This is a genomic window from Bombella saccharophila (genome assembly GCF_026385475.1).
Lineage (GTDB): Bacteria > Pseudomonadota > Alphaproteobacteria > Acetobacterales > Acetobacteraceae > Bombella > Bombella saccharophila.
In genome coordinates, this window is the sequence record NZ_JANIDW010000001.1 from 16,567 (window position 1) to 42,224 (window position 25,658).

Below are 25,658 nucleotides of genomic sequence, written 5' to 3' on the forward strand. Positions count from 1 at the left end.
GATGAATTAGGGAAAAATCCCGTATAGACTTTTTTTTAGAATTAGGGATAATCCCCGTATGTCTATCGAATCGTTATTACATCGCCTTGATGTGCTTTTGGATGAACAGGGCCTTTCGGATAGGAGGGCGTGTTTGAAGGCACGTGAGATTAACCCTGCTGTTGGGGTGGATTTTTTGCGGGATATGCGCCGGAGAAAGCATGTACCTCGGTCGGATAAGCTAGCTGCTTTGGCCCAGGTACTGGGTGTGTCGATAAACAGTTTGATGGAGGAAATTAGCCATAATGGAGAGGCGATTACGGTAGATAGTTCTGCCGGGGCGTCTGCGCCTTCTTTGCCTGTAGTTCAGATTCAAGTTTGTGGAGAGGTGCAGGCGGGAGTGTGGAAAGAGGCGCAGGAATGGCCTGTGCTGGACCGTTATGCCATTACGATCCCACAAGATTCGGAATATCCGGGGTTGAAGCGTTATGGGCTGATGGTGAAGGGGCAGTCCATGAATCGGGTGTTTCAAGAAGGCTCGGTGGTAATTGTCATTAATTTCTCCGAATTGGGGCGTAGGCCGCGGAATGGGGATTATGTGGTGGCGATGCAGCGCTCGGATGTTTCGGATAGTTTTGAAGCAACGATTAAGGCGGTGCAGATTAAAGCGAGTGGGCAGATGGTATTATGGCCGCAAAGTACGGAGCCGGAATTCCAGGCGCCTTTGATTTTACCGGGGCCGGAAACGACTGTGTGCCATAGTGCGGCGGAAAGCCCGAATGTAACGATTTTAGCGTTGGTAGTGGGGAGTTATATGCCTATGCCTAAGGCGTCCTTTTAAGGGTGTCATCCCATATTAGAATGGTATGAGGATGAACGCGACGCCTAAAGGTAATAGGGAGGAAGAGAGAATACGGCGCATCCTGCATGTGGATATGGATGCGTTTTATGCGTCTATCGAGCAACGGGATAATCCAGCGTTGCGGGGGCGGCCTGTGGCGGTGGGGCGTGCTGCGGGGCGGGGTGTGGTAGCGGCAGCGAGTTATGAGGCGCGTGCTTATGGGGTGCGGTCTGCTTTGCCCTCCCATAAAGCGTTGGAGCGGTGCCCGGAATTGATTTTTGTGCCGCCGCGCTTTGAGGTTTATCGGGCGGTATCGGCTCAGATTCATGATGTTTTTAGGCGTTATACGCTGATGATTCAGCCCCTTGCATTAGATGAAGCTTATTTGGATGTGACGGAACAATGGGCGGCTTATGGCTCGGCCACGGCGATTGCTGAGGCGATTCGGCGTGAGATTCAGAAAGAGACGGGTTTAACGGCATCAGCGGGGGTGTCGTATAATCGCTTCTTGGCGAAATTGGCGTCTGGGCAGCGGAAGCCTAATGGGTTGTTTGTGATTCCTCCTCAGCGGGGGGCGGCGTTTGTAGCGGATTTGCCGGTGGAGAGGTTTCATGGTGTGGGGCCTGCGACAACGGCGCGGATGCATAAGCTTGGGATTTATACGGGGGCGGATTTAAAGACATGGAGTGTGGCGGCGTTGCGTCAACATTTTGGGAGTTCTGCTCAGTTTTATCATGATATTGCGCGGGGGCTGGATTATCGACCGGTTGAGGTGAATAGGCCGCGCAAATCTCTGGGGACGGAGACGACCTTTGCGCGTGATGTAGAGGCATGGGAGAGCCTTGCTGCTACATTGGAGGGGATTGTTGCGAAGTTGATAGTGGCGTGTGAGCAGAAGTCCATTGCGGGGCGAACGGTGACGTTGAAGTTGCGTTATGCGGGGTTCCATACAGTAACGCGGGCGTGTTCGGCTCCGTTTCCGATTGTGGAGGGGGCTGTGTTACGGCGGATGGCTTTGGAATTATTGCGTAGTTTCTTTCCGTTGGAGCGGCCTATCCGTTTGCTTGGATTAACTATTTCTGCCCTTGGGGTGCGGGATGAGGTAGTGCCGGTGCAGATGGGGTTATTTGAGGAATAAAGGTTAAAAAAGGGATAGTTGTTTATGGGGTGGAGAGCGTAGATGATGGGGTGTACCCCATGGATAGTCATGGTGGCGAATCCTTAGAAGGGAGGGGCTTATGAGTGAGTTCCCAAAAAATGCGGCGGCGCGTGTTACGCTGAATGATGGGCAGACGATGCCGTGGATTGGCCTTGGTGTGTGGGAAACACCGCCGGATAAAACGGCTGAGGTGGTAAAGACGGCGATTGATGTTGGGTATAAGGCCGTTGATACAGCGCGGCTTTACCGCAATGAGGCGGGTGTTGGGGATGGTTTGCGTGATCATCTTGATATCTTCGTGACAACGAAAGTATGGAATGATGAGCAGGGTTATGATGCGACCTTGCGGGCTTTTGATGAGAGTGCGCGTTTATTAAAACGTGATGTTGTGGATTTATATCTCATCCATTGGGCGATGCCGCAGCAGGGTTTATATGTAGAGACATGGAAGGCTTTGATTGAGCTGAAAAAGCAAGGGCGTGTGCGCTCTATTGGGGTTTCTAATTTTGAGAAAGACCATCTCCAGAAGATTATTGAGGAGACGGGTGTTGTCCCTGCGGTGAATCAGATTGAGATTCATCCTGTGTTTCAACAAGAGGCGTTGCGGGCTTTCCATAAAGAGGTTGGGATTCAGACAGAGGCATGGCGGCCCTTGGGGAAGGGGACGGTGTTAGATAATGAGGTGATTGGCCGTATTGCGAAGCGGCATCATAAAAGCCCTGCCCAAGTGATTCTGCGGTGGCATTTGCAGAATGAGGTTATTGTCATCCCTAAATCAGTGCATCGGGAGCGAATGGCAGAGAATGTGGCGTTGTTTGACTTTGTTTTGACAGCCGATGAAATGGCGGCGATACGGACGCTGGACCGCCCTGATGGGCGGATGGGGGCGGACCCGGCTCATCCGGTATTTTAAGCGGGGAGGGCGTTCCTTCAATAAAGGGACGCCCTTTTTAGTGAGGCGTTAGATGTCCAAAAGCTCGACAGAGCGGGCTTGTTCTTGAATGAACTGGAAGCGAAGCTCTGGCTTGCGACCCATGAGGCTTTCGATGCGGTTACGCGTGAGGAGGTTCTCCTCCGTGGGGACGGTAACGCGCAACAGGGTGCGGCGTGTGGGTGACATGGTGGTTTCTTTAAGGTCGGAGACGGGCATTTCTCCAAGGCCTTTAAAGCGAGAGATCTCAACCTTAGCGTTGGGTTTAAAGTCTGTTTTTAGACGGCGGTCGCGGTCGAGATCATCCATGGCGTAGATGGTTTTGCTGCCATGAGTGAGGCGATAAAGAGGGGGTTGGGCGAGGTAAAGATGGCCTTGCCGGACGAGGTCTGGCATCTCGCGGAAGAAGAAGGTCATCAATAAGGAAGCGATATGGGCACCATCGACATCGGCATCTGTCATGATGATGATGCGGCCATAGCGGAGTTTGGAGAGGTCTAATGTTTTGCCAAAGCCGCAGCCCATGGCCTCGATGAGGTCGCGTAGCTCGGTATTGGCGCGGAGTTTTTCTTGCGTGGCGGAGGCGACATTGAGAATCTTGCCACGTAGGGGGAGGACGGCTTGTGTTTCTCTATCGCGCGCTTGGCGGGCGGAACCACCGGCGGATTCCCCCTCAACAAGGAAAAGCTCGGTCTCATGGGCGTTGCTGCGGGAGCAGTCGGTTAATTTGCCGGGGAGGCGTAGGCGGCGCGTGGCGGTTTTGCGTGTTGTCTCGCGGGCTTCACGGCGGCGGAGGCGTTCTTCAGCGCGTTCAACAATATAGCTGACGAGGTTATCAGCTTGCTGGGGATTGCCACCGAGCCAATGGTCGATGCGGTCGCGCAGGGCACCTTCTACCAGGCGGCTGGCTTCTTGTGTGGTGAGGCGGTCTTTCGTTTGGCCTTGGAATTGGGGGTTACGGATAAAGACAGAGAGGCGGGCATTGATGGTGCCGAGAATATCCTCGGCTGTAATGGCGTTGGAGCGGCGGATTTTGCGTTGGTCGCCCCAGTTGCGAAACCCTTTGACAAGGGCAGCGCGGAGGCCATTTTCATGCGTGCCGCCTTGGGGGGTGGGGATGGTGTTGCAGTAGGAGATAAGGGTGCTATTGCCTTGGTCTAAAAAGGCGATGGCCCATTCGACACGGCCGCCGGGTTGGCCATCTGCGGCGATGGGGAGGTCGGCTTGGCCAGCCCAAAGGGGGGTTAGCAGAGAAGGGGTGGAGCCGAGGTCATCTTTTAGGGCGTCTTCTAGCCCATTAGGGTAGGAGATGACAGTATGGGCAGGTGGGGCGTTTTCCCCCTTGAGGAGGTCTGCCGCGCAAGACCATGAGATGCTCACACCATGAAAAAGGGCGGCTTTAACTTGGCATTGGCGGTAAAGGCGTTGGGGCGAAAAATGGAGGGGGCCGAAAATTTCGCTATCGGGGGTGAAGCGGACCATAGTACCGCGTTTGATAGCGGGTTTGGTATTTTCTAGCGTGCTGGTGGTGTGGCCGCGTGAGAAAGTTTGTCGCCAGCCTTTGCGGTTGCGATAGACTTCTACTTCTAAATAGGAGGCGAGGGCATTGACAACAGAGCTGCCCACACCATGCAAGCCGCCAGAGGTAGCGTAGGATTTACCAGAGAACTTACCGCCGGCATGGAGGGTAGTGAAAATGACCTCTAGGGCAGATTTTTCTGGGAAGCGAGGGTGAGGATCGGTGGGGATGCCACGTCCATTATCGCGGACCATCAGGGTATGGGCGTCTTCGAGATGGACCTCGATAAGTGTTGCATGGCCGGCTACGGCTTCATCCATAGCGTTATCGATGATCTCGGAAGCGAGATGATGATAGGCGGTATCATCCGTGCCGCCGATATACATGCCGGGGCGACGGCGGACAGGCTCTAACCCTTCGAGAACTTCAATAGCCTCGGCATCGTACGTATTAGGAGATGAGGGGTTGGAGGGGCTGGGTAGCTCGTTCTGTCCGAACATATCGGCCATTCTGTGGTCCTGTGATTAGTTTAGAGGGGGGGCTAGCGGTGACGTGCTCGAATATGTGTGTGGTGAGGTGCGGGTGGGGCTGTACAGCTCTCATATGATGCGGGTTGGGCGATGTCCTTGGCCTCGGCATAATGGGCGAGGTCGGAGTTAGAATCGTCTAGGGCATCAACCTCATCATACATAGGGACGCGTTGGGCGCAGAAGGCTGTACCTGATTTGAGACCACCGAGCGATTGTATATCCGCTAGTTGAGTGATGTAGTCATCGTGCTTTCTTTGGGCTTGGTTGCCAAAAGTACGGCGGAAGTAGGAATCGAGTCTTTTTTCTGATTCGGCCAAGATAGGGCGAAACCGATTAACAAATTGGTTGTAGCGGTCTTGCGTATGGCAGGAGAGGGCTGTGACCATAAGCTCGGATTTTAAACCGGCTAAGTTAAAGGCTGCGTGGTCGGCCTCAGAGGGATGGCAGCTGGCTGCTTGCGCGGCGGGGGCACAGAGAAGAAGGAACGCAGTGGAAAGGGCTAGCCCAGCTTTGATCAGGGACTGGCCGGGGAACAGAAAAGGCATGAGGAAGACTCCCGCTAACAGGTCCTTCGCCTCATATCATGCTCTTATAAGAAAGTCTGCCCTAGGGAGTGAAAGAAATATGCGGGATTGCATTTTCATGAACCAATTGAAGGCGTATCGTGCTCATGTGAAGGTAGTGTGTGAGGATTTGTGCCTCTCATAACCCCGTCTATTTTTTATGTTTGTTGAGGAGGTTGCTGTGCAACGGAGTGGTTTTTTACAGGTAGGAGTTGTCGCAACGGCTCTTCTTGCTCTTGGGGGATGTGCTGCGAATCAGAAAAAAGCACCGGATAATGGGGGGATTTTACCTAATCCCTTTGCGAATGAAAAACGTGCGGCCCATTGTGAGGTATCCCCGTTGCAGACGGATGCGACAGGGCGGATGAGTGTGATGATGACCGTAATGGCTGGTGATGGGGGTATGTGTCCTTTTGCTGTTAGTAAAGGCGGTGGGGGGAGTTATGTGTCCTTTGGAGTTGTACCACCTCCTGAGCATGGGAAAGCTTTTCTCTATAGCTATGATAATCGTACCTATGTGGAATATACGCCGGCGGTAGATTATAAGGGTGAAGATTCATTTTCAGTTGAATTAATCCCTGGGTCTGCTCAGCCACGTCGTATGTTGACGGTGAAGGTTTCTGTAGAGCAACCTGCGGCGACTACGGCTGCAACCCCGCCTGTGGAAGCAGCGGTTAAGCCTGTAACACCCGTGCATAAACGTCGTATTGTGGCGCACAAGGCTGCGGGACAGAGTACAAGTAAGTAACTATAAATATGGGTGGGTGTTTATAGAAATATCCCGCCCATTATTTTTTAAATGTAGTGTTATGGAAAAACCGACATGGCCGTTGGCAATGTCGGTTTTTTTAATGTGATGTGCATCATCAAGTAAAGTGATGATGATCTATCTCATTGGAAGTCGATCTCAACGCGACGATTTTGTGGTTCTACCGTACCAGGGCGTGTAGAAACCAGTGGTTGGGTATCGCCGAAGCCATGGATATTAATCACACCGGCAGGAACACCATCGCGGATTAATTCTGCCTTGACGCTTTGAGCACGACGGAGGGAGAGGGACATATTATAGTTGTTTGCTTTTTGACTGCCAGGATGAACGGCAGAAGAATCGGCATGGCCATTTACTTGGATGCGGGTGAATTGCGCGGAGGTAGAGTTACGCGCGGCGGTCTCTACGATTGAGCGGGCACGGTCGGATAATGTATCGCGGTCCCAATCGAAAAAGACAAGATAGGTGCGGACGGGCGCAGGGGCAGGTGCAGCAATGGCTTGAGTTGGTTTGGGCGGTGGTGGGGCCGGGTTGAACTCATACCGCAAGCCGAGCATCAAAGAATGGTTGAAGTCGGTCCGGCTGCTACGGCGGCCGCCTACAGGCCCGCTATCAGCATTGGCAATGTTATAGCTGGCCTCCGCGTAATGGCGATGATGGCCTGTAATGGTGTAGAAGCGATATTCCATCGTGGTGGAAAGACCAACGACCCACGGAATAGGCAGGGATGTGCCGAAGATGCCTTGATAGGCGAAGCCATTGGCGCCGTCATCAACACGTTGACGGAAGCCTTTATTGGCCCCTGTCCCTTGGATGGTGGTGTTGGTAAACTGCCGTGCATAGCCGATACCGAATCCAAAATAGGGGTAGATCCAGTTTTGGCCGATATCCATATCGAACAAGGCGTTCGCCATACCGCCATATTTTTGCTGGTGGCCGTGGGCGGTGGAGCTAAACCCTGGGGAGTGGAAGCGGGAGAGACGGTTATTGCGGTAGTTCCCCTCGACTTCCACGCGGAAACCGTTGCCTAGACCCCAGCCGATGCTACCGAGGCCGGTGATGCCTGTCGTATAATCATCACGACCATGGGGAAAGAGCTTTGTGTGTGGGTTGACTGTTTGTGATTGGTTGAAGCTTGCCCCAGCTGCCCCGGCAACATAAAGACCGCGGACGGGCTGAGCTTTTGCCGCACCAAACGCCATGGCTGACAGGCAGGCGGCACAGGCACCACGGGCCAGCAGTGATGTAATGGAGGTGCGTGCAGTCATGTAATTACTCTCCAACCAGACAGATGGTTATCCTTTTCACTGAAAAGGAAGGCAAAAGCAATGGATGAATTGGTTATAGCTGCATTTGGCGTTATTGAACGAGATAGGATGTGGCCTATTGGTTACAGGTTAGTGGGCTGTATGTTTGCGCTAGGGGTGCGCTTATGATCCAGTTTCGTGAAATCGCCGTGTACCGAGTTCCTTCTCTAAAGGGTATGTGATGTCGGTGACGTCAATTTCGATAATCCATAAATCGGGATCGATATTTTTTTGTCGTTCGAGATACTGTGTGGTCTGTTGAGCGGCTGTTTCGGTCTCGGTGGAATGAAATTCTTGCCGATACCAGTGGGTATCTTGCTCTTGTAAGATAGCACGGTGACCGTCTTTTGAAGCAAGGACGATAAAAATGCTGCCTGCGTCCTCATCCCCTTTTTGGGCGATAGCGGCGATGAGGCCATTTTGGTTGAGGCGGCGGAGGGTGGCGCGTATCCAGAAGCCGGTTTTAAGGCCGAAAAACAACGGAATGTCCTTTCAATATATGTAAAATAACTTTGTTAAGGGGTGGGAGATGACGGGGGTGCAGCATCGTTTTGAGAGGGGAGAGGGGGTGAATTGATGTCAGGGACACTGAGAAGTGCGGCCTGATAAACATGCGGTGTGGATACTAGAATTTGAGCTGTAGAGAGGTCGTGAGGGCTAGATGGGGCGGGAGGGCAGACAGAGCGTAAGGAGAGACGTGTGTTTAGGGGGCTATTTTCACGAAGAGAGCGTGCGTTTTGAAGGGTTGTTGCCATGAGGGAGTGACCATCTCGTAAAGCAGAGAGTTGGTCTTTGAGAGAAAACTGACTGTTAGGAGAGGTACAAAGCTGGGGGATAACGCCTAAACTTTGTAGGGGCCATCCTTGTGGGGCTGTGATGCGGGCCCATGTAAGGGTGAGGTGACCGGCATTGGGCAAGGTGGAAGAAATTTGGACCATGCCTTTGCCGAAACTTGTACTACCTATAATAACAGCGCGTCGGTGATCTGCTAAGGCGGCGGCAAGGGCTTCGGCTGCGCTGCCTGTATCTTTATCCACCAATAAGGCTAGTGAGGTGTTGTTGGTAAGGTCTCCGCCTTGAATACTCCATACATGGCTGGATTCGGCGGCGCGTCCTTCTGTCGTAGCGATGATGCCATGATCTAGAAATAAGGCGGCTGTCATGACGGCTTGTTGGAGAATACCGCCATGATTGCCGCGGAGGTCTAAGATAAGACCGGGGAGGGGTATTGGCCGCGTTTGGAGGGGGGGAGGGGATGATAGGTCACCCTCCGCAGCGCTGTTAGGGAAGAAAGTGGATAGATATTGGCTGATTTCCTCGGCGGTGCGGCTTGAAAAATGCGTTATATGTAAGATGGGTAGAGGGCCTATATGGTCGGGGAATACGCTTTCTTCTGCCATGATGCTGCGTGTGAAAGAGCGTGTAAGATGTTGTCCATCTTGAAGGCGAAAGCCGAGTTCGACCGTGCTACCTGTTGGGCCGGTAAGTAAGGTTTGTAGCTCCTTAACTGTCATTTTGCGAGTGCTATGGCGATTTAGGCTGATAAGCCTATCACCTGGTGTGATTCCTGCGTCCCAAAGGGGGCTATTAAGATTGATAGCACTTACAATAGGAAAATGAGAGTGTGAGGGGCGTAATGTTACGCCGATACTGGCAGAGGCTGGGGAGGGGGGGGCAGCCGGGAGAGGTGTGTTGGTGTGGTTGGGGGGCAAGTAGCGGGAATAAGGGTCTAGCTTAGAGAGTAGGCCATTGAGAAAGGATGTAAGCAGGGCATTGTCATTTTGGGGGTAACGCTCTGGGAAATTGTAATGTAAGGCCGCGATGAAGCGTGTGCTTATCTGGCTCCACCCAGGTATATCATCCGCGCTGGGGGGAAGCTCATTAAAGGCGATGCGTGTCCCGTGGAGAAGTGTGAGGCGTGTAGGGTGTAATGTAAGGGTCAATTTAGGTTGAGATATATTGGCGGCAGACTGCATTTGGAGCAGAGCTTGCATACCCCAGAGGCATAATGTTTGCGGTGTATGGGCCGTTAGTAGCCGGGGAATCATGAAGTTTAATGCGGCAGTGAGTGTCTGTTGTGTTTGTTTATCATCATCGCTCAAGGCGATAGGGGCTGTGAGAGCGGGTTCTGCCGTGGTCGTTGGGGCGGGTTTTACAGGCGATGGGGTAATTGTGGGAGTTGGTGGATGAGTGGCTATATGTGCTGTGTTGCCGTCTTCTGGCGTGAGACGTTGAATAAAATTGTGCCAAAAAGAGGTGGATTTAGCACGGGCTTGGGAGGGGGTTTCAAGACTAACGAGTAAAACTCCGCACAGGGTAAGCTGAGCAGAGTTTGCGAAGATTCGGCGCAGAGGGTGGCAGACTGACATCATGAGCGCGATGCTACAAAAGGTGGAAAAGAAGGGGGGCAAGAGGAAAGATATACTGCCTGCACGGGAGAGTTGAGGCGCAGGACAGCCGACGGGAATGCAGGGTAAGGGGCATTCCTGGCTATTATGAGGCATTTATTAAGGAAGGAAAGTTAAAAAGGCATATCGTCTTTATCTGCTGTTGTATTGGCCATTTTGGTCTTAGCGGTTTTGGCTTTTTGAGTTGTAGTTTTGCTTTTGGGTGATGATGCAGCCTTTTTGGATGTAGTCTTTCTTGCTGTGGTTTTTTTCGTGGTCGTTTTTTTGGTGGCGGTCTTTTTTGTAGCTGTTTTGAGCCCGCCCTTTAGGGGTTTGCCTTTTTCATCCAATAAGGCGAGGGCTTCCTCTAGGGTAATATCATCCATTGAATCCCCTTTAGGGAGGGTGGCGATGAGTTGCCCATGCTGCACATAGGGGCCGAATCGGCCTTTGCGGACTATAACGGCTTCGCCATCCTTGGGGTGTGTGCCTAATGCGCGGATAGAGGCGAGTTTTTTGGCTAAGGCATCGACAGCGCGATTGAGCCCAATGGTGAGGACGTCATCATCTTTGCTGAGCGTGCCATAAATGCTGCCCATTTTTACGAAAGGTCCGAAGCGGCCTAAGCCTGCGGTGATCATTTCGCCTGTTTCTGGATGGGGGCCGACATCGCGAGGGAGGGAGAGGAGGCCGATGGCTTCTTTAAGGGTGAGTTCCTCTCCGTTGCGGTCTTTGGGGATGGTGGCGCGTTTGGGTTTGGCTTTTTTATCCTCTGGGTCGGGTTCGCCACGTTGGACATAAAGACCGTAAGGGCCACGGCGGAGGGTGATGTCCTCCCCAGTGGCGGGGTCATGGCCGAGCAGGCGCATCCCATCGGGGAGGGCGGTGTCCTCGCCATTATCAACGGTGAGAGGCCGTGTGGTGCGACATTCTGGATAGTTGGAGCAGCCAAGGAAGGCCCCATGACGCCCTAATTTGAGGCCGAGCCGCCCATCCGTGCAGGAAGGGCAATGGCGTGGGTCGCTGCCATCTGGGCGGGGGGGGAAGAAATGATTGCCGAGGTCTTGATCCAACGCATCAATTACATCGGAGATTTTGAGGTCTTTTGTTTTGGCAACGGTTGCGGAGAAGTCCTGCCAGAACGCGGACATGACATCATGCCAATCGGCTCGACCATCGGAAATATCATCAAGTTGCGTCTCAAGTGAGGCGGTGAAGCCTGTATCGACATAGCGTTGGAAGAAGGAGGTGAGGAAGGCGGTAACGAGCCGACCGCGATCCTCCGGGATAAAGCGGCGGGCCTCGAGACGGACATAGTTGCGGTCGCGCAGGACGCTGAGGATGGACGCATAGGTGGAAGGGCGACCGATGCCGATTTCTTCCATTTTTTTAACGAGAGAGGCCTCGGAGTAGCGCGGTGGTGGTTGGGTGAAATGTTGCTCGGCTTTGACGTCTTTTGTGTTTAGCGAGTCGCCTTCCGCCATCGCGGGGAGGAGGCGATTTTGGTCGTCATCGTTGTTTTTGTCTTTATCGTCATGGCCTTCGATATAGAGTTTTAAAAAACCATCAAAGGCGATGATGGAGCCTGTAGCACGCAGGAGGGTTTGGTCGGTATTATCGCCGATGGTAATAGCTGTTTGGTCGAGTTCTGCTGATTGCATTTGAGAGGCGACAGAACGCTTCCAAATCAGCTCATAAAGGCGTTTTTGGTCCGCTGTGAGGACGGCAGCAACGGCATCGGGCGTGCGAGATACATCGGTGGGGCGGATGGCCTCGTGGGCTTCCTGTGCGTTTTTGGCTTTTGTGGCGTAAGAGCGGGGTTTGGCGGGGCAGTAATCCTTGCCGAAAGCTGTGTTGATATGGGAGCGGATGGCTTGTACTGCCTCTGTGGCCATTGTAACGCCATCGGTACGCATATAGGTGATAAGGCCGACCGTCTCACCATTGAGGTCCACCCCTTCATAAAGCTGTTGAGCGGTGCGCATGGTGGTTTGTGCGCTCATGCCCAGCTTGCGGGAGGCTTCTTGCTGGAGGGTGGAGGTGGTGAAGGGCGGGGCGGGGTTGCGGCGTGTGCGTTTGCGCTCAATCTTGCGGACGCTGAGAGCCGAGGCGCGGACGAGGTCACGCGCTTTATGGGCTGTAGCTTCATCAGGAAGGGCGAATTGGTCGAGCTTTTTGCCCTCAAGATGGGTTAATTTGGCGGAAAAATCGGCCTTTTTAGGTGTGGTAAAGAGGCCTTCTACACTCCAATATTCTTTTGCTTTAAAGACTTCAATCTCTGCTTCTCGTTCGCAGATGAGGCGTAGGGCCACAGATTGGACGCGCCCTGCACTGCGGCTGCCGGGTAGCTTGCGCCAGAGGACGGGGGAGAGGGTGAAGCCAACGAGATAATCTAGCGCACGGCGGGCGAGATAAGCATCAATAAGGGGGCGGTCTAGCGTGCGGGGGGCCTTCATGGCCGCGGCGATGGCGTTTTTGGTGATTTCGTTAAACGTGACGCGCTCGACCTCAATGCCTTTGAGGAGCTTCTTTTCTTCTAGTGCGCTGCGGACATGCCATGAGATGGCCTCGCCCTCTCTATCCGGGTCGGTAGCGAGAATGAGTTTGCTAGCCCCTTTGAGGGCTTTGGCAATGGCGGTGATTTGCTTGGAGCCGCGCTCATCAGTTTGCCACGACATAGCGAAGTTCTCATCTGGGCGGACGCTGCCATCTTTTGGAGGGAGGTCCCGTACATGGCCAAATGAGGCGATGACAGTGTAGTCGCTGCCGAGATAACGGTTGATGGTTTTTGCCTTGGCGGGGCTTTCGACAACCACAACATTCTTCACGGCCATGAGTTTTTCCCGGTCTTTGATGTCTTAACTGACGATTCGGCAGTTGGGCGTTGCCCGTTAGCTGAGAGTGGTCAGGGTGCCGTCCTCGTGGCGTTGGATGGCACCATTTATCTCCAGCTCAATGAGTATGGCTGCAACTGCTGAGATGGACAACTGACAGCGTGAGGCAATCTCGTCAACCGTGGAGGGGGTATGCGCGAGGAGGGAGAGTATATTTTTTTTATCGGAATCGTTGTTTTGATCATCCGGCATGGTGGGGGATGGCGATTGGGGCGGGGAGGTGGGCGGCGTTGATACAAGTGATGTTGATACTGCTGCTGCCGGTGGTAGCGGTGCCGGTGGGGGTGGTGCAAAGAGGGAGGCTTGCCGTGCGGGTGGTCGTTCCCATGCGGCGGGATTATGGGCTGATAAGGGGGTATTATTGAGGTGGGTTAGGATATCTTGGTAACGCTCCACCAAGAGGGCTTTATTGTGGCGGAGCAGGTCGTTCCCTCCGCGGGAGCGTGGGTCCTGCGGGAAGCCGGGGATGGCAAAAAGAAGGCGTTTATAGTTTAGGGCGAGTCGGGCTGTGATGAGGGTGCCGGAGCGATGGGCGGCCTCAACTAACAAGCAACCGCGTGATAGGCCGGCGATGAGGTGGTTACGGCGTGGGAAATGGCGGGCATTGGCTGCAGTGCCGGGGGGATATTCCGTAATTAAGCAGCCTTGTTGGGCGATGTCTGCTTGGAGAGCGGCATGTTCGGGCGGGTAGGTAACATCTAGCCCGCCGGGGAGGGCGGCGATTGTCCGCCTGAAGGGTAAGGCCCCGCGATGGGCGGCACCATCAATCCCGCGGGCGAGGCCGGAGATAATCGTGATGCCGGATTCTGCTAAGCCTGTTGCGAATTGTTCGGTGAGTTTTAGAGCGGGGTTAGAGGCATTACGTGCGCCCACAATGGCGACTGATTGGGAGGAGAGGAGGGCTGTATTGCCTTGGGCAAAGAGGAGAATCGGGGCGTTGGGAAGAAGGGTAAGGAGGTGTGGATAGGCGGAGTCGGAACGGAGGAGATGGGCACCACCGCGCTGGGCAAGCCATGCAATTTCATCCTCTATGGCGGTTTGCGAAGGGATGAGGGGGGCGGGGCGGCCTGCCAGACGGGCACGGGTGGGGAGGGCCTCTATCGCTTGTGTGGCGGAGCTATACAGGCCCATCAATTTGCTAAAGGTGGCGGTGCCGATTCCTTTAGTGCGGGCGAGGCGGATTTGGGCGAGTCGTTCTGCTGCTGTGGGGGCCGCCAGAAGGGGGCTAGATGTGGTCATTTTTGGCCGATGCGTGGCTCTGTTCCGTTAATGAGGCGGGCGATGTTACCATGATGCCGCAAGAGGATAAGAATGGTGATGAAGGTTGCTGCAATAGGGCGGGCGGAGAGGATGGGGGCTAGTGAGAAAGCAACCATCAGAAATGGCGCAGATAAAAAGGCAAGCAATGCACCGACAGAGGAAATCTTGCTCAGCCGTACCCCCGCTAGCCAGAGGATGGTACAGAGCAGCCCGACAGGCCAGCACATGCCCCAAAAGACGCCGATGCCTGTTGCAACGCCCTTCCCGCCGCGGAAGCCGAGCCAGAGGGGGAAGCAATGACCAAGTACAGCAGCACACCCAGCTACGGAGAGGCAAAGGGCGGTGTTAAGGGGGGAGAGGGCTTGGGCAAGTAGGACGGCGAGTAACCCTTTTAGGGCATCAAGCAGAAGGGTTGCGGCGGCGAGGCCTTTGCGACCTGTGCGTAGGACATTGGTAGCCCCGATATTGCCGGAGCCGATTTTGCGAATGTCGCCTTGGCCACTTAAAGCGGTTAGGAGGAGGCCGAAGGGGATGCTGCCTATCCCGTAAGCAGCAAGAGCGATAACGAGGAGGCTAGGGGGCATGAGGGACCAGTGGAATAGGCTGCTCATGCTGAAAGCCCCTCTGCGGTAAAGACCTCTCGCCCGTGATAGAAGGTGCGGTGGATTCGTCCTTTGAGGGTTTGGCCATCAAAGGGGGTATTTTGGGCACGGCCGGGTAGGCTGCCGGCTGTAACGACCCATTCTTCCTCTGGGGCGAAAAGGCAGAGGTCCGCTGCTGCGCCGATGCTGAGAGTGCCTGCTGGCAGTCCTAAGAGGCGGGCGGGGGCGATGGTGAGAAGGCGTAGCGCATCCAGCAATGGCAAGCCCGCTTGTAGGGTGACGCCGAGCAAGGTGACGAGGCCGGTCCCCCCTGCGCGGGCTTGGGCGAAGGGGAGACGTTTATCATCAGCATCTGCGGGGCTATGGTCGGAGGCGATGGCATCAATCGTGCCATCTGCGAGGCCTGCGAGGATGGCGCGCCGGTCAGCCTCTTGCCGGAGGGGTGGGGAGAGTTTGGCGTAGGTGCGGAAGTCCCCAATATCGGCTTCTGTCATGGCGAAATAGGGTGGGGCGGTATCGCAGGTGACGCGGATGCCTTGTTGTTTGGCTGCGGCAATGAGGCTGAGGGCCTCACCTGTGGAGATGTGGCTAAAATGGATACGCGCCCCGGTGAGGGCAGCAAGGCGAAGGTCGCGTGCGACCATCATAGCCTCGGCACAGGCGGGGATTTGCGGTAGGCCCATTTTGACCGCTTGTGGGCTGGCAGTGGCACAGCTTCCCTTGGCGAGAGAGGGGTCCTCTGGATGTAAGATGATGACCGTGTCTAAAAAGCCAGAATAGGCGAGTAGGTTGCGCATTTGCTTTGTATCGGCAATCGCGCGGGCTCCATCGGTGAAGCCAATGGCCCCAGCTTGTTTGAGCAAGCCAATCTCGGCCATATCGCCCCCAGCGCAGCCTTTGGTGAGGGCCCCGTAAGGATGGATGGAGACAAGGCCTGTCTCCTCACCCCGGCGGCGGATGTAATGGACGAGAGCGGGGTTATCAATAGCGGGGTCGGTATCGGGGAGGAGGGCGAGGGTGGTAATGCCCCCGGCAACGGCTGCCTGGGCACCGGAGTCGATATTCTCGCGATATTCTGCCCCCGGCTCATCAAAACGAGCGCGCATATCGACAAGGCCGGGACAGAGGACGGCACCATTGCCCTCTATGAGGCGGGCATTTTTGGGAGGATCTTTGGGGTCGATGGCGGTGATGAGGCCGTCCTCGACGAGTAGGCTGCCCATGCTATCGCGCCCGGAGGCGGGGTCTATTAGCCGAACATTTTGGAAAAAGATGCTGCTCATGCGGGATTCTTCATGCGGGAGAGACGATCAAGAACAGCCATGCGGACGGCAACGCCCATCTCGACTTGTTCAGAGATAACGCTTTGTGGAGAGTCGGCAACAGCGGAGGCGATTTCTACCCCGCGATTCATGGGGCCGGGATGCATGACCAGTGCGCCGGGTTTGGCTAGAGCAAGGCGGCGGCGGTCTAACCCAAAGAGGGAGAAATATTCCCGTGCGCTGGGCACAAGCCCACTGCCCATGCGTTCCCGCTGGACGCGGAGGCACATTGCTACATCAGCATCTTTTAGGGCGTCATCAATATTATGGTGGAGGGTTACGCCCTCCAACGTGCCGAGGGCATTGGGAAGCAGAGTTGGGGGACCAGCGAGGTGAATATCATTACCCATAGCGCGGAGGAGGTGAATGTCTGAGCGGGCTACGCGGCTATGGGCGATGTCGCCACAAATGGCGATTTTTAAGCCGCTGAGGCGACCAAAATGCCGCCGGATGGTTAGGCCATCAAGCAGGGCTTGGGTAGGATGCTCATGCATGCCATCACCGGCATTGACGACACTGGCCTCGACCTTTTGCGAGAGCAACGCTGGGGCCCCGCTTTGAGCATGGCGGATGACGAGGAGGTCGCAATGCATGGCATTGAGGGTGGAAGCGGTATCGAGCAGGGTTTCCCCTTTATTGACCGAGCTTGTGGCGACGGTCATGTTCACCACATCGGCCCCTAATCGTTTAGCGGCAAGCTCAAAGCTAGTGCGCGTGCGGGTACTATCCTCAAAGAAGAGATTGATGACGGTACGGCCTTGGAGCACATCGCGCGGTGCGTTGCGGGAGCGACTAAGCAGGGCATAGCTCTCGGCGAGGTCGAGAAAGGGGGTGATGTCCTTCTCTGTCATGCCCTCAATGCCGAGAAGATGGGGGATGTGGTGTGTGGGGCTCATGCGGATAGGGCACTCCGAATACGGGCGAGGACTTCCTCCCGCCCTAAGGCGGCGAGTGTGAGGTCGATTCCCGGTGAGGTTGTGGTGCCTGTCATCGCGGCACGGAGCGGCTGGGCTACAGCGCCGAGCTTTAGCTCATGCTCAGTGGCGAAGGCGCGTAAGGTGCTATCGATTCCCTCTGGGGTGAAAGGCTCTAGTGCAGCGAGTCTTGTCTCTAACCCTGCGAGAACCTTCTTGCCCTCCTCACCTAAATGTTTTTCCGCCTTTGGGGTGAGGGTGAGCGGCAGGCGCAGGCCAGCAAAAGCGGCGTTATCGGCAAGCTCTACCACGGTTTTGGCGCGCTCTTTTAGCCCCGGCATGAGGGCGAGGACACGGGCACGGACAGTCTCATCATGATTGAGGTCGTCTCGTTGTGCTAAACGCTGCATAACGAGGGCTGTTAGACGCTCATCATTTGCGCGGCGCATCCAAATGCCATTGAGATGGCTGAGTTTGACGTAATCCATACGGGAGGGGGAGCGGCCAATCCCATCAATATCAAAGAGTTTGATTTGCTCCTCGCGGTCCAATATTTCCGCATCGCCATGGCCCCAGCCGAGGCGGAGCAGATAATTGCAGAGGGCTTCTGGCAGGATGCCTTCCTCCCGGAACTCCACAACCGATTGTGCGCCGTGACGTTTGGAGAGTTTGGCACCATCTGGCCCGTGGATGAGGGGGAGATGGGCGAATTTTGGTAGGTCCCAGCCCATGGCGCGGTAGATCATGGCTTGGCGGAAGGTGTTGGTGAGATGGTCATCGCCGCGCATAACATGGGTGATGTCCATATCGTGGTCATCCACCACCACGGCGAGCAGATAGGTTGGTGTCCCATCGGAGCGTAAGAGGATGAGGTCATCCATCTCCGCATTGGCTACGCGGACCTCCCCTTGGACGAGGTCTTTAATGATGGTTTCGCCTTCTTTAGGGGCTTTAAGGCGGATAGCGTAAGGTACGCCTTCTGGGGCGTCGGCAGGGTCGCGGTCGCGCCATGTGCCGTCATAGCGGGGGGGGCGTTTTTCGGCACGGGCTTTTTCGCGCATGGCGGCGAGTTCTTCAGCGGTGCAATAGCAGCGATAGGCCATGCCCTTTTCCATCAGTTGGGCGACGACTTCTGCATGGCGGTCTTGGCGGCTGGCTTGGAAGGTCGGTTCGCCGTCCCAGTCTAGCCCCATCCATTTTAGACCCTCAAAGATAACATCTACAGCCTGTTGGGTGGAGCGTTCGCGGTCTGTATCTTCGATACGGAGGACGAACTCCCCGCCATGATGGCGGGCGAAAAGATAGTTAAACAGGGCAGCACGGGCATTGCCGATATGGAGCAGCCCGGTGGGCGAGGGAGCAAAACGGGTACGGATCTTCATGAGCAAGCCTTATAACATGCTGAGCGGTGTCGGGCTATGACCTTCGATGTGTCATTATGGGCTTTAGTGCAAGTGCGGTAATGAGAAAAGGGGCGGTTATTGCGAAGAGGCAGGGCAGTATGGATGGGATGATGATGGCAGGATTGGCCCGGCAAGGAAGCCGTCTTGCTTGTTGGCTCCCTGTCGGGGTGGCTCTGGGTATTGCAGCTTATTTTGCTTTGCCGGAGGAGCCTACAGGGTGGTTGTGTACGGCCATAGTGGGGGGAGTGGCTGTTGGGTTGGCCCTTTTGGTGGGTAGCCGTTGGGTGGTGGCGGTTACGGAGCGGGCTGCACGGTGGCAGCTGTTGGGCTGTTGTTTGGGCAGTGCTTTATGTGCGCTAGGAATGGGATTTCTGTTAGCTTTCGCTCAAGCGAGGCGGCAACCACCCATGCCGCTTTTACCGTTGGAATCCATGCTGGTTGAGGGGCGTTTAGCCGCCTTAGAGCCTGTGATAGGGCGCCATGTGGAGGGTGGGGCGTCATGGCGGATGACGATTAAAGGGGCGGTCTTTCGTTCCCCTTGGTGGGAGGGGATGGCCCCGTTGTCACGCTCTTTAGTGATTACCTTACCGGCAAAAGATATACCGGCTGTGGAGGGTATGAATCCGGGGGAGGTCGTCCGGGTGCGGGCATTGTTGCGCGCGCCAACGGCACCTTCATGGCCGGGGGGGTATGATGGGCAGCGGGCGGCGTGGTTTTCTGGCCGAGCGGGAACGGGGACGGCGTTGTCGCCAGTGGAGCGCGTAGATGATGCACAAGCTGATAGAGGGCGTTGGGGGGCGATACGGGGGCAAGTGGCGCGGCAGATTGAACATTATTTACCCGGTCAGGTTGGGGCGATTGCTGCGGCGGTGTTGTGTGGGGAGACGGGGTTAATTTCCACCCAGACACGGCAGGATTATGCGGCTTCTGGTCTTGCGCATCTATTGGCAGTGGCGGGGTTGCATCTTGGGTTTGTGATGGGGTTTGTGTTTGTTTTGCTGCGCCGGGGGATGAGTTTGTCGCAGCGTCTTTCAGCCCATTGGCCGTGCCGAGAGATAGCCCTTGTGGCGTCTTTGGGGGCGGGTGTGGCTTATGTGCTGCTGACGGGGTGCCATATACCGGGGTTGCGGGCTTTGGGGATGGCAGGGCTTGGGGTTGTGGCCTTTTTATTGGGGCGGCGGGTGATTTCGTTGCGGGGGCTTGCCTTGGTGGCTTTAGCGTTGGAGGTGGCCTCGCCTGCTGTGGTCTTGGATGTGTCTTTTCAGATGTCCTTTGCCGCTGTGATGGCGTTGATTGCCGGGTATGAGCCGTTGCGTGGGGTTTTGGCACGTTTGGGAGGGTATGGAGCGAGGCCGGTAGGGCGGTCTTGGGGGCAGCGTCCCCCTTGGTGGCGGCGCATGGCAGTTGGGGTTGTTATGTTGGTGATAACCTCATTGTTAGCGGGGTTGGCGACTTTGCCGTTGAGCATGGCGTATTTTGGGGCGTTTCAGCCTTGGTTTGTTTTAGCCAATATTCTGGCGGTGCCGTTGATGGGCTTGTGGGTGATGCCTGCGGGGTTGATCGCTTTGGCTCTTATGCCTCTGGGGCTGTCGGCTGTGGCATTACGTGTGATGGGCTGGGGGATTGAGGTTATCTCTTGGTTGGCACGGCATGTAGCGGTGATGCCGTTTGCCTCATGGCCGGTGCCTTCCTTTCCTGCGTGGGATGTGGGGTTATTTCTGCTGGGATTAGCGGTGCTGTGTTTATGGCGGGGGATGGCGCGTTTTTGTGGGCTGGGGATGATAGGGGCAGCCCTTGTCTTGGTATGGGTGATGCCGCGCCCGGTGATGGTGATTACAACGTTGGAGCATGCTCTTGCTGTGCGGCAAGAGGGGGAGATGCGCCTTGTGGAGGGACGGTTAGGGATGCCCCTTGTGCGGCAGGAGGTACAACGGGCTTTGGGATGGCAAGCGCGTGGGGTGGGGGTGCCGTTTTGTCAGGCGGGGATATGTCGTGTTCCTCTCAAAGCGGGGCAGGTCATTTTATGGCGTATGCTGGAAGGGGCAGATGAGGTGTTGCAGCCTCAGCAATCTCAGCTCTGTGCGCATGTAGCGTTGGAGGTGAATGTGAGGGAGCAAAAGCCACTTTGTATGGCTGCGCAGCATGTGAGCATAGAGGATATAAAGCGTGAGGGAAGCTGGGCTGTTTATGATGATGGGCGTGGTGGTGTGCGGCTCATCTCAGCGCGGATGTGGCAGGGGGAGCGGTTATGGGTTGGGCCGATGGGGTTTCATGGTGTGCCCCCTCTCCCATTTGCGAAGGCGGAATAGCGGGTTAGCCGCTGCATAAGGTGCGGATGAGGGTAGGGGCGAGGCGGCTGAGGCGGTCTTCAAGCTGTGTGGAGAGGCGTTGATAATGGCTGGCACCGGGGAGGGCAGGGTCTTGCCATGGTTTTGCGCCTTCGGGGAAGTTGAGGATGCAGCGATGGAGCCGCTCTGTCTCACGTTGTTTTTTCCATGATTCGGGGAGATGCAGGCAGAGATTTTCTGTGAGTTTGCCGGTCATGAAGTTCCATCGTTCGGGGAGGAGATGGACATGATTGTGAAAGACTTGATTAAGAATATCTGTGCCGGGGCAAAGGTAAGGCCGTGTTGCGAGGGTAAAGCAGCGATTGATTTGTGAGGGCGAGATTAAGCGGGGGCGGAGGAGGAGCATATTGCTGTTAAAGTAATGCTCCGGTTGAGTGAGGCTAAGATGGTCTTTGGTGTAATGGGCGAGGGTCGTATCAGGGAGGCCCGCAGCGGGGGCATCGCCCAACAGGGTATGGAGGGGGACATTATTACGCTGAAGCATGTAAGCGAGAGGGTCAACGACAGCACCGAGGCTTGCTTCTTGGGGAAAACGATGGAGGAGAGGGGCGAGTGAGCCGGTGACGAGGAGGGCGTTATCAAGCCAAAGGACGAAGCGTTTCTCACGGAATAAAACAGGGAGATAGCACCGATAGAAACAGCTTGCTTGCCAACGCGGGTGCGTATGTGTGCGTAGGGCTTGTGCTTTTTGGGCGACATCAAGGAAGGTGAGCTGGCTGCTCTCTGTTTGGAAAAGAGCTGTGATGAGGTGCTGAAGGGTTGTGGGAATAGCGGTGTGGAGGATGTAAAAATCGAGCTTTGTGTGGGGGTTATGTGTGATGACGGATTGGATAGCACAGAGCGTAGGCCAGAGGTCGTTGCCGTCTGCACCGAATATGATGGCCGTTTCTTCCAATAAGGGCGGGGTCATGCTCTAGCTCGTGCTATAAGGCTTTAATTGGGAGAAGAAAAGCCTTTCTACAGTTTTATGCTATAAAATAAAGCCATTATAAGGCGAGATGGCGTATTTGCCCTTTATGGGGTTGTTTTGGATTTGGGAGGAATCTTATTCTTTTCCTTATAAAGGCACCATTCTGTTACGGGGCAACGCCAACATTCTGGCGTGCGGGCTTTGCAGACATAGCGGCCATGGAGGATGAGCCAATGATGAGCAGGGCGGAGCATCTCTTTGGGGATGCGGGCGATGAGGGCATCCTCCACAGCGCGGACGGTTTTGCCAGGGGCAAGGCCGGTGCGGTTGCCAAGGCGAAAGATGTGCGTATCCACCGCCATGGTGGGTTGGTCAAAAGCGATATTTAGGACGACATTGGCGGTTTTACGGCCTACACCGGGGAGGGCTTCTAACGCTTCGCGGTTATTGGGTACATGGCCATTGTGTTTTTCTAGTAATTGCTGGCAGAGAAGGGCGACATTATGCGCTTTAGACCGCCATAGGCCGATAGTGCGGATATAATGGGCAATGCCGTCTTCCCCTAAAGCAGCCATGCTGGCAGGGTCGGGGGCTTTCTCATATAAAGCGCGGGTGGCTTTATTGACAGATACATCCGTGGCCTGAGCGGAGAGGACGACGCTGACGAGGAGCTCGAAATGATTATGGTAGATGAGCTCGCTGCGTGCATCAGGATGGGCATTGTCTAAGGCGTTGAGGAAGGCGCGGACGGCTTTTAGGCTCATTTTTGGTGTTGTGGTGGGTTTTGTGCGGGATGTGGCCATGAGGGGTCAGGTTAGTCCGTGGTGAGAATGATGGGTCTGTTCCTAAGCTGTGTTGCGTTGTTCTTCAAGCGGGTGATAGGAGCAAGGATAACGCTTAGGGATGACGTAAGGGCGAGGGAGGCGGTGGCCAATGGCAGAGGTAAATAGCAAGCCCCATAAGGGGATGAAGCTCTCTTTTACCGAGGTGCTGCGCTTTGTGATGGTACGGTGGGTGCAGCATCCGGCCATGTTAGCGCGGACATTGGGGGGTGTGGGGCTGGCTACATTGGCCGACATTTGCACGCCGCTTTTAGCAGGGCGTTTAGTGGGGGATATTTCTACCACGGTGCTGCCATCCCCGGCAGAAGGGGGCCGTGCGGCTTTGCTGCATGATGCTTTATTGATGGTGAGTGGGCTATTGGTCCTAGGGCTTGTGGGGGTGATGGGCCGGCGTTCCTCCTATTTGGGGATAAGCAAGCTTAGTTTAGCGGTGATGCGTCAGGTATTAGATGATGCCTTTGCCCGTGTGCAGCGTTTCTCTTCCGACTGGCATGCTAATAGTTTTGCAGGCTCGGTTGTGCGGCGTGTGACGCGGGGGATTTGGGCCATTGATACGCTGGATGACACGTTGCTTTTGTTGATTGCCCCGGAGCTTTTGGTGCTGGTGGGCACAACGCTTGTTCTGCTGGTGCGGGCCCCGCTATTGGGGTTAGTGTTGGCGGTGATGGTCGTGCTGTTTGCGTGCCTCTCCATTTGGTTGGCCTTGCGGTATGTAGCCCCAACGGCGCGGGTCTCGAATGAGTGGGATTCCAAAATGGGGGCCCTGTTAGGTGATGCGATTACCTGCAATGCTGTGGTGAAAAGCTTTGGGGCGGAGCAGCGTGAGGAGCAACATTTACATTCTGTAGCCCGGACATGGGCGGAGAAGACCTATTATAGTTGGTATAGGGGAACCAATAGTGCCAATCTTCAGGCGTCCTATACGCTTTTGATGCGTGTGGTGATGATTGGCCTTGCGGTTCTCTTTTGGTGGCGTGGGGCGGCAGGGCCGGGAGATGTGGCTTATGTGTTGACGATGATGTTCCTCATCCAAGGCTATTTGCGGGATTTGGGGCAGCAAGTCAGCCAAGTGCAACGCTCGGTGAATGAGATGGAGGAGCTTGTTGGGCTTTTTGCTACAGCACCGGGCGTGCAGGATGCTGAAGGGGCGGTACCGTTGGTCGTGACGGATGGGGCGATTGAGCTACGGGATGTCAGCTTTTGTTATCCTTCGCAATCGACGCCGATTTATCGGGATTTTTCATTGAAGATTGCGGCGGGGAGCCGTGTGGCGTTAGTGGGGGCGTCTGGTTCTGGCAAGACGACTTTAACGCGGCTATTGCAACGGCTTTATGATGTGCAGAATGGGGCCATTTTGATTGATGGGCAGGATATTGCCCATGTCACGCAACAAAGTTTGCGCCGGCAGATTGCTCTTGTGCCGCAGGAGCCGATGTTATTCCACCGCACATTGGCTGAGAATATCGCCTATGGGCAGCCTGATGCCCCACGTGAGGCGATTGAGGAGGCGGCCCGTTTAGCCAATGCTGATGGATTCATCACGCAGTTGCCGGATGGTTATGATACATTAGTGGGTGAACGCGGGGTGAAACTCTCTGGTGGGGAGCGGCAGCGTGTGGCTATTGCGCGTGCCTTTTTAACAAACGCGCCAATTGTGATTTTTGATGAAGCAACGGCGAGCTTGGATTCTGAATCGGAGCGGTTGGTGCAAGAGGCTATGGCCCGGTTAATGACCGAACGCACGGTGCTTGTGGTGGCTCATCGCCTAGCAACCGTGCGGGATTTGGATCGTATTTTAGTCTTTGAGGGGGGGCAGATTATTGAGGATGGCACCCATACGACATTAATGGCCTGCCCAGAGGGGGCGTATCATCGTCTCGTGACGTTACAGTCTTTAGAGCATGGTTAAAGATAATATTCTTTGAGAGGGGGGAAGCCGTTAAAGCCCGTGGAGCAATAGGTGGAGACATAAGCCCCTGTTGAGAGAATGATGAGTTTATCCCCTGTTTTGAGTTCATCGGGCAGAGGGACGGGGTTTTTCTCGTAAAGGACGTCCATACTATCGCAGCTGGGGCCGGCGAGGATGCAGGGGGAGTAGTGGGTGCTGGTCTTATCATAAGGGGTTTGGAAGGCATAACGAATCGCCTCGCCTTCTGTCTCGGCTAAGCCGCCAAAACGGCCAATATCAAGATACACCCAGCGTGGTTCATCCTCTCGGTTACCGCGATGGCTGGCGAGGACGACTTCTGTTTGGACAATCCCGGCACTGCCGACCATATACCGCCCTGGCTCTAAGAGAATCTGCGGGGCGTGATGGGGGAAGTGCGTTTGCATGGCGGTTGTGATGGCCTGCCCGAATTGGTCGATAGCGGGAATGGGGGTGCGGTAATAGGTGGGGAAGCCGCCCCCCATATTGATGAAATCCAGAGTGATATTCTGCTCTTTGTCGAGGCGATGATAAAGCTCTGCGGCTTGGGCAATGGCCTCAGCATAAGCCTCGATATGGGTCTGTTGGCTGCCGACATGAAAGGACAAACCAGCGGGTTTTAAACCAAGGGCACGGGCTTTGGTGAGGAGGGTAAAAGCATGCTCTACCGTTGTGCCAAACTTGCGGGATAAGGGCCATTCTGCCCCGGTATTGAGGACGCCGAGGCGGCAAAAGACAGAGCAGCCGGGGGCGTGCTGTGCTAATTTCTCCAGCTCTTCAAGGCAATCAAAGGCAAAGAGGGTGAGGCCTTTTTGGTGTGCATAAGCGATGGAGCGGGCTGTTTTTACGGTATGGCCGAAGGAGAGCTTTGCTGCGGGAATGCCCGCTTGGAGGCAGAGGTCAATTTCCCCCGGCGAGGCAATGTCGAAGTAAGAGCCAAGTTGGTGCAAGCATGTAAGAATCGCAGAGGCAGGATTGGCTTTTACCGCGTAATGGATGCGCCCTGTCGGTAGGGCTTTGTGAAGGGCTTGGTATTGCTCTGCCACAATGGAGAGGTCCACAACCAGGCACGGTGTGGCAGGCTGTTGGTCAGCGAGGAAGCGGGCGATTTTTGGGGTCATAAGACACACATCCTCTTAGGAAGGGGGAGCTGCGTCAAAAGCGCAGATTGCGCTTTAATGCAAGGGGAAAGGGTAAAGGAGGGATGAAAAAGATGTTCTATTATCACAAAAGAGTGATAATAGAGAAAAG

Annotated in this window: 20 protein-coding genes; 6 read left to right on the forward strand and 14 right to left on the reverse strand. The window is 55.2% G+C overall.

Annotation, left to right across the window (positions count from 1 at the left end):
• Window positions 1-58 precede the first annotated feature (58 nt).
• The 3 genes from NQF64_RS00125 to NQF64_RS00135 all read left to right on the forward strand — a co-directional run bounded on the left by NQF64_RS00125 (window position 59) and on the right by NQF64_RS00135 (window position 2,892).
• A complete protein-coding gene (locus NQF64_RS00125) occupies window positions 59-820 on the forward strand; it encodes a LexA family protein (RefSeq protein ID WP_099026298.1) in 762 nt (253 codons plus the stop codon).
• Between the two features lie 31 nt (window positions 821-851).
• Entirely contained in the window at window positions 852-1,958 is a 1,107-nt protein-coding gene (gene dinB, locus NQF64_RS00130) for a DNA polymerase IV (RefSeq protein ID WP_266106099.1), read from the forward strand.
• A gap of 100 nt (window positions 1,959-2,058) precedes the next feature.
• A complete protein-coding gene (locus NQF64_RS00135; protein WP_099026296.1) occupies window positions 2,059-2,892 on the forward strand; it encodes an aldo/keto reductase in 834 nt (277 codons plus the stop codon).
• A 48-nt stretch (window positions 2,893-2,940) separates the two neighbouring features.
• Here the strand turns inward: NQF64_RS00135 and NQF64_RS00140 are convergent, their stop codons facing one another.
• Together NQF64_RS00140 and NQF64_RS00145 are read right to left on the reverse strand one after the other, a co-directional pair.
• On the reverse strand, window positions 2,941-4,929 hold the full coding sequence (locus NQF64_RS00140) for a DNA topoisomerase IV subunit B (protein WP_266106561.1): 1,989 nt from the start codon (window positions 4,927-4,929) through the stop codon (window positions 2,941-2,943).
• A 41-nt stretch (window positions 4,930-4,970) separates the two neighbouring features.
• On the reverse strand, window positions 4,971-5,504 hold the full coding sequence (locus NQF64_RS00145) for a hypothetical protein (protein ID WP_257875074.1): 534 nt from the start codon (window positions 5,502-5,504) through the stop codon (window positions 4,971-4,973).
• Window positions 5,505-5,682: 178 nt separating this feature from the next.
• Here NQF64_RS00145 and NQF64_RS00150 point away from each other — a divergent pair, with 178 nt between their 5' ends.
• Window positions 5,683-6,270 carry an Ig-like domain-containing protein gene (locus tag NQF64_RS00150; RefSeq protein ID WP_099026294.1) on the forward strand — a complete coding sequence of 196 codons (588 nt, stop codon included), beginning with the start codon at window positions 5,683-5,685 and terminating at the stop codon, window positions 6,268-6,270.
• Window positions 6,271-6,413: 143 nt separating this feature from the next.
• Here NQF64_RS00150 and NQF64_RS00155 read toward each other — a convergent pair whose 3' ends face one another.
• The 9 genes from NQF64_RS00155 to gltX all read right to left on the reverse strand — a co-directional run bounded on the left by NQF64_RS00155 (window position 6,414) and on the right by gltX (window position 18,359).
• A complete protein-coding gene (locus NQF64_RS00155) occupies window positions 6,414-7,559 on the reverse strand; it encodes an OmpA family protein (RefSeq protein WP_266106100.1) in 1,146 nt (381 codons plus the stop codon).
• A gap of 162 nt (window positions 7,560-7,721) precedes the next feature.
• Window positions 7,722-8,078 carry a DUF1491 family protein gene (locus tag NQF64_RS00160; RefSeq protein ID WP_099026292.1) on the reverse strand — a complete coding sequence of 119 codons (357 nt, stop codon included), beginning with the start codon at window positions 8,076-8,078 and terminating at the stop codon, window positions 7,722-7,724.
• Window positions 8,079-8,113: 35 nt separating this feature from the next.
• Complete coding sequence (locus NQF64_RS00165) at window positions 8,114-9,970, reverse strand: S41 family peptidase (protein ID WP_266106101.1); 1,857 nt, start codon at window positions 9,968-9,970, stop codon at window positions 8,114-8,116.
• A gap of 149 nt (window positions 9,971-10,119) precedes the next feature.
• On the reverse strand, window positions 10,120-12,819 hold the full coding sequence (gene topA, locus NQF64_RS00170; protein WP_457851387.1) for a type I DNA topoisomerase: 2,700 nt from the start codon (window positions 12,817-12,819) through the stop codon (window positions 10,120-10,122).
• 57 nt (window positions 12,820-12,876) lie between these two features.
• On the reverse strand, window positions 12,877-14,118 hold the full coding sequence (dprA, locus tag NQF64_RS00175) for a DNA-processing protein DprA (RefSeq protein WP_266106102.1): 1,242 nt from the start codon (window positions 14,116-14,118) through the stop codon (window positions 12,877-12,879).
• A complete protein-coding gene (gene plsY, locus NQF64_RS00180; RefSeq protein WP_266106103.1) occupies window positions 14,115-14,750 on the reverse strand; it encodes a glycerol-3-phosphate 1-O-acyltransferase PlsY in 636 nt (211 codons plus the stop codon). Before plsY ends, dprA begins: the two co-directional genes overlap by 4 nt.
• The gene (locus NQF64_RS00185; RefSeq protein ID WP_266106104.1) at window positions 14,747-16,024 is read right to left on the reverse strand and encodes a dihydroorotase; all 1,278 of its coding nucleotides are present in this window, start codon (window positions 16,022-16,024) and stop codon (window positions 14,747-14,749) included. The genes plsY and NQF64_RS00185 overlap by 4 nt, the downstream gene beginning before the upstream one ends.
• Window positions 16,021-16,959, reverse strand: a complete 939-nt coding sequence (locus NQF64_RS00190; RefSeq protein ID WP_266106105.1) for an aspartate carbamoyltransferase catalytic subunit — start codon at window positions 16,957-16,959, stop codon at window positions 16,021-16,023. The genes NQF64_RS00185 and NQF64_RS00190 overlap by 4 nt, the downstream gene beginning before the upstream one ends.
• Entirely contained in the window at window positions 16,956-18,359 is a 1,404-nt protein-coding gene (gltX, locus tag NQF64_RS00195) for a glutamate--tRNA ligase (RefSeq protein WP_266106106.1), read from the reverse strand. Before gltX ends, NQF64_RS00190 begins: the two co-directional genes overlap by 4 nt.
• A gap of 26 nt (window positions 18,360-18,385) precedes the next feature.
• On the opposite strand from gltX, the gene NQF64_RS00200 reads away from it, so the two are divergent.
• The gene (locus NQF64_RS00200) at window positions 18,386-20,689 is read left to right on the forward strand and encodes a ComEC/Rec2 family competence protein (protein WP_266106107.1); all 2,304 of its coding nucleotides are present in this window, start codon (window positions 18,386-18,388) and stop codon (window positions 20,687-20,689) included.
• A gap of 4 nt (window positions 20,690-20,693) precedes the next feature.
• On the opposite strand, the gene NQF64_RS00205 is transcribed toward NQF64_RS00200, so the two are convergent.
• Both NQF64_RS00205 and nth read right to left on the reverse strand, forming a co-directional pair.
• On the reverse strand, window positions 20,694-21,638 hold the full coding sequence (locus NQF64_RS00205) for a glycosyltransferase family 8 protein (protein ID WP_155572775.1): 945 nt from the start codon (window positions 21,636-21,638) through the stop codon (window positions 20,694-20,696).
• A 104-nt stretch (window positions 21,639-21,742) separates the two neighbouring features.
• Entirely contained in the window at window positions 21,743-22,441 is a 699-nt protein-coding gene (gene nth / locus NQF64_RS00210; protein ID WP_230873239.1) for an endonuclease III, read from the reverse strand.
• Between the two features lie 130 nt (window positions 22,442-22,571).
• Here nth and NQF64_RS00215 point away from each other — a divergent pair, with 130 nt between their 5' ends.
• Window positions 22,572-24,389: an ABC transporter ATP-binding protein gene (locus NQF64_RS00215; protein WP_266106108.1), complete on the forward strand. Its 1,818-nt coding sequence runs from the start codon at window positions 22,572-22,574 to the stop codon at window positions 24,387-24,389.
• Here NQF64_RS00215 and NQF64_RS00220 read toward each other — a convergent pair.
• Window positions 24,386-25,528 carry a type III PLP-dependent enzyme gene (locus NQF64_RS00220; protein WP_323670693.1) on the reverse strand — a complete coding sequence of 381 codons (1,143 nt, stop codon included), beginning with the start codon at window positions 25,526-25,528 and terminating at the stop codon, window positions 24,386-24,388. The genes NQF64_RS00215 and NQF64_RS00220 overlap by 4 nt on opposite strands.
• Between the last annotated feature and the right edge of the window lie 130 nt (window positions 25,529-25,658).

Excerpts from the sequence above, each read along its gene's own strand:
- NQF64_RS00125 (WP_099026298.1), top strand. The coding sequence starts at position 59 with ATGTCTATCGAATCGTTATTACATCGCCTTGATGTGCTTTTGGATGAA.
- dinB (WP_266106099.1), top strand. The coding sequence starts at position 852 with ATGAACGCGACGCCTAAAGGTAATAGGGAGGAAGAGAGAATACGGCGC.
- NQF64_RS00135 (WP_099026296.1), top strand. The coding sequence starts at position 2,059 with ATGAGTGAGTTCCCAAAAAATGCGGCGGCGCGTGTTACGCTGAATGAT.
- NQF64_RS00140 (WP_266106561.1), bottom strand. The coding sequence starts at position 4,929 with ATGTTCGGACAGAACGAGCTACCCAGCCCCTCCAACCCCTCATCTCCT.
- NQF64_RS00145 (WP_257875074.1), bottom strand. The coding sequence starts at position 5,504 with ATGCCTTTTCTGTTCCCCGGCCAGTCCCTGATCAAAGCTGGGCTAGCC.
- NQF64_RS00150 (WP_099026294.1), top strand. The coding sequence starts at position 5,683 with ATGTTTGTTGAGGAGGTTGCTGTGCAACGGAGTGGTTTTTTACAGGTA.
- NQF64_RS00155 (WP_266106100.1), bottom strand. The coding sequence starts at position 7,559 with ATGACTGCACGCACCTCCATTACATCACTGCTGGCCCGTGGTGCCTGT.
- NQF64_RS00165 (WP_266106101.1), bottom strand. The coding sequence starts at position 9,970 with ATGATGTCAGTCTGCCACCCTCTGCGCCGAATCTTCGCAAACTCTGCT.
- topA (WP_457851387.1), bottom strand. The coding sequence starts at position 12,819 with ATGGCCGTGAAGAATGTTGTGGTTGTCGAAAGCCCCGCCAAGGCAAAA.
- dprA (WP_266106102.1), bottom strand. The coding sequence starts at position 14,118 with ATGACCACATCTAGCCCCCTTCTGGCGGCCCCCACAGCAGCAGAACGA.
- plsY (WP_266106103.1), bottom strand. The coding sequence starts at position 14,750 with ATGAGCAGCCTATTCCACTGGTCCCTCATGCCCCCTAGCCTCCTCGTT.
- NQF64_RS00185 (WP_266106104.1), bottom strand. The coding sequence starts at position 16,024 with ATGAGCAGCATCTTTTTCCAAAATGTTCGGCTAATAGACCCCGCCTCC.
- NQF64_RS00190 (WP_266106105.1), bottom strand. The coding sequence starts at position 16,959 with ATGAGCCCCACACACCACATCCCCCATCTTCTCGGCATTGAGGGCATG.
- gltX (WP_266106106.1), bottom strand. The coding sequence starts at position 18,359 with ATGAAGATCCGTACCCGTTTTGCTCCCTCGCCCACCGGGCTGCTCCAT.
- NQF64_RS00205 (WP_155572775.1), bottom strand. The coding sequence starts at position 21,638 with ATGACCCCGCCCTTATTGGAAGAAACGGCCATCATATTCGGTGCAGAC.
- nth (WP_230873239.1), bottom strand. The coding sequence starts at position 22,441 with ATGGCCACATCCCGCACAAAACCCACCACAACACCAAAAATGAGCCTA.
- NQF64_RS00215 (WP_266106108.1), top strand. The coding sequence starts at position 22,572 with ATGGCAGAGGTAAATAGCAAGCCCCATAAGGGGATGAAGCTCTCTTTT.
- NQF64_RS00220 (WP_323670693.1), bottom strand. The coding sequence starts at position 25,528 with ATGACCCCAAAAATCGCCCGCTTCCTCGCTGACCAACAGCCTGCCACA.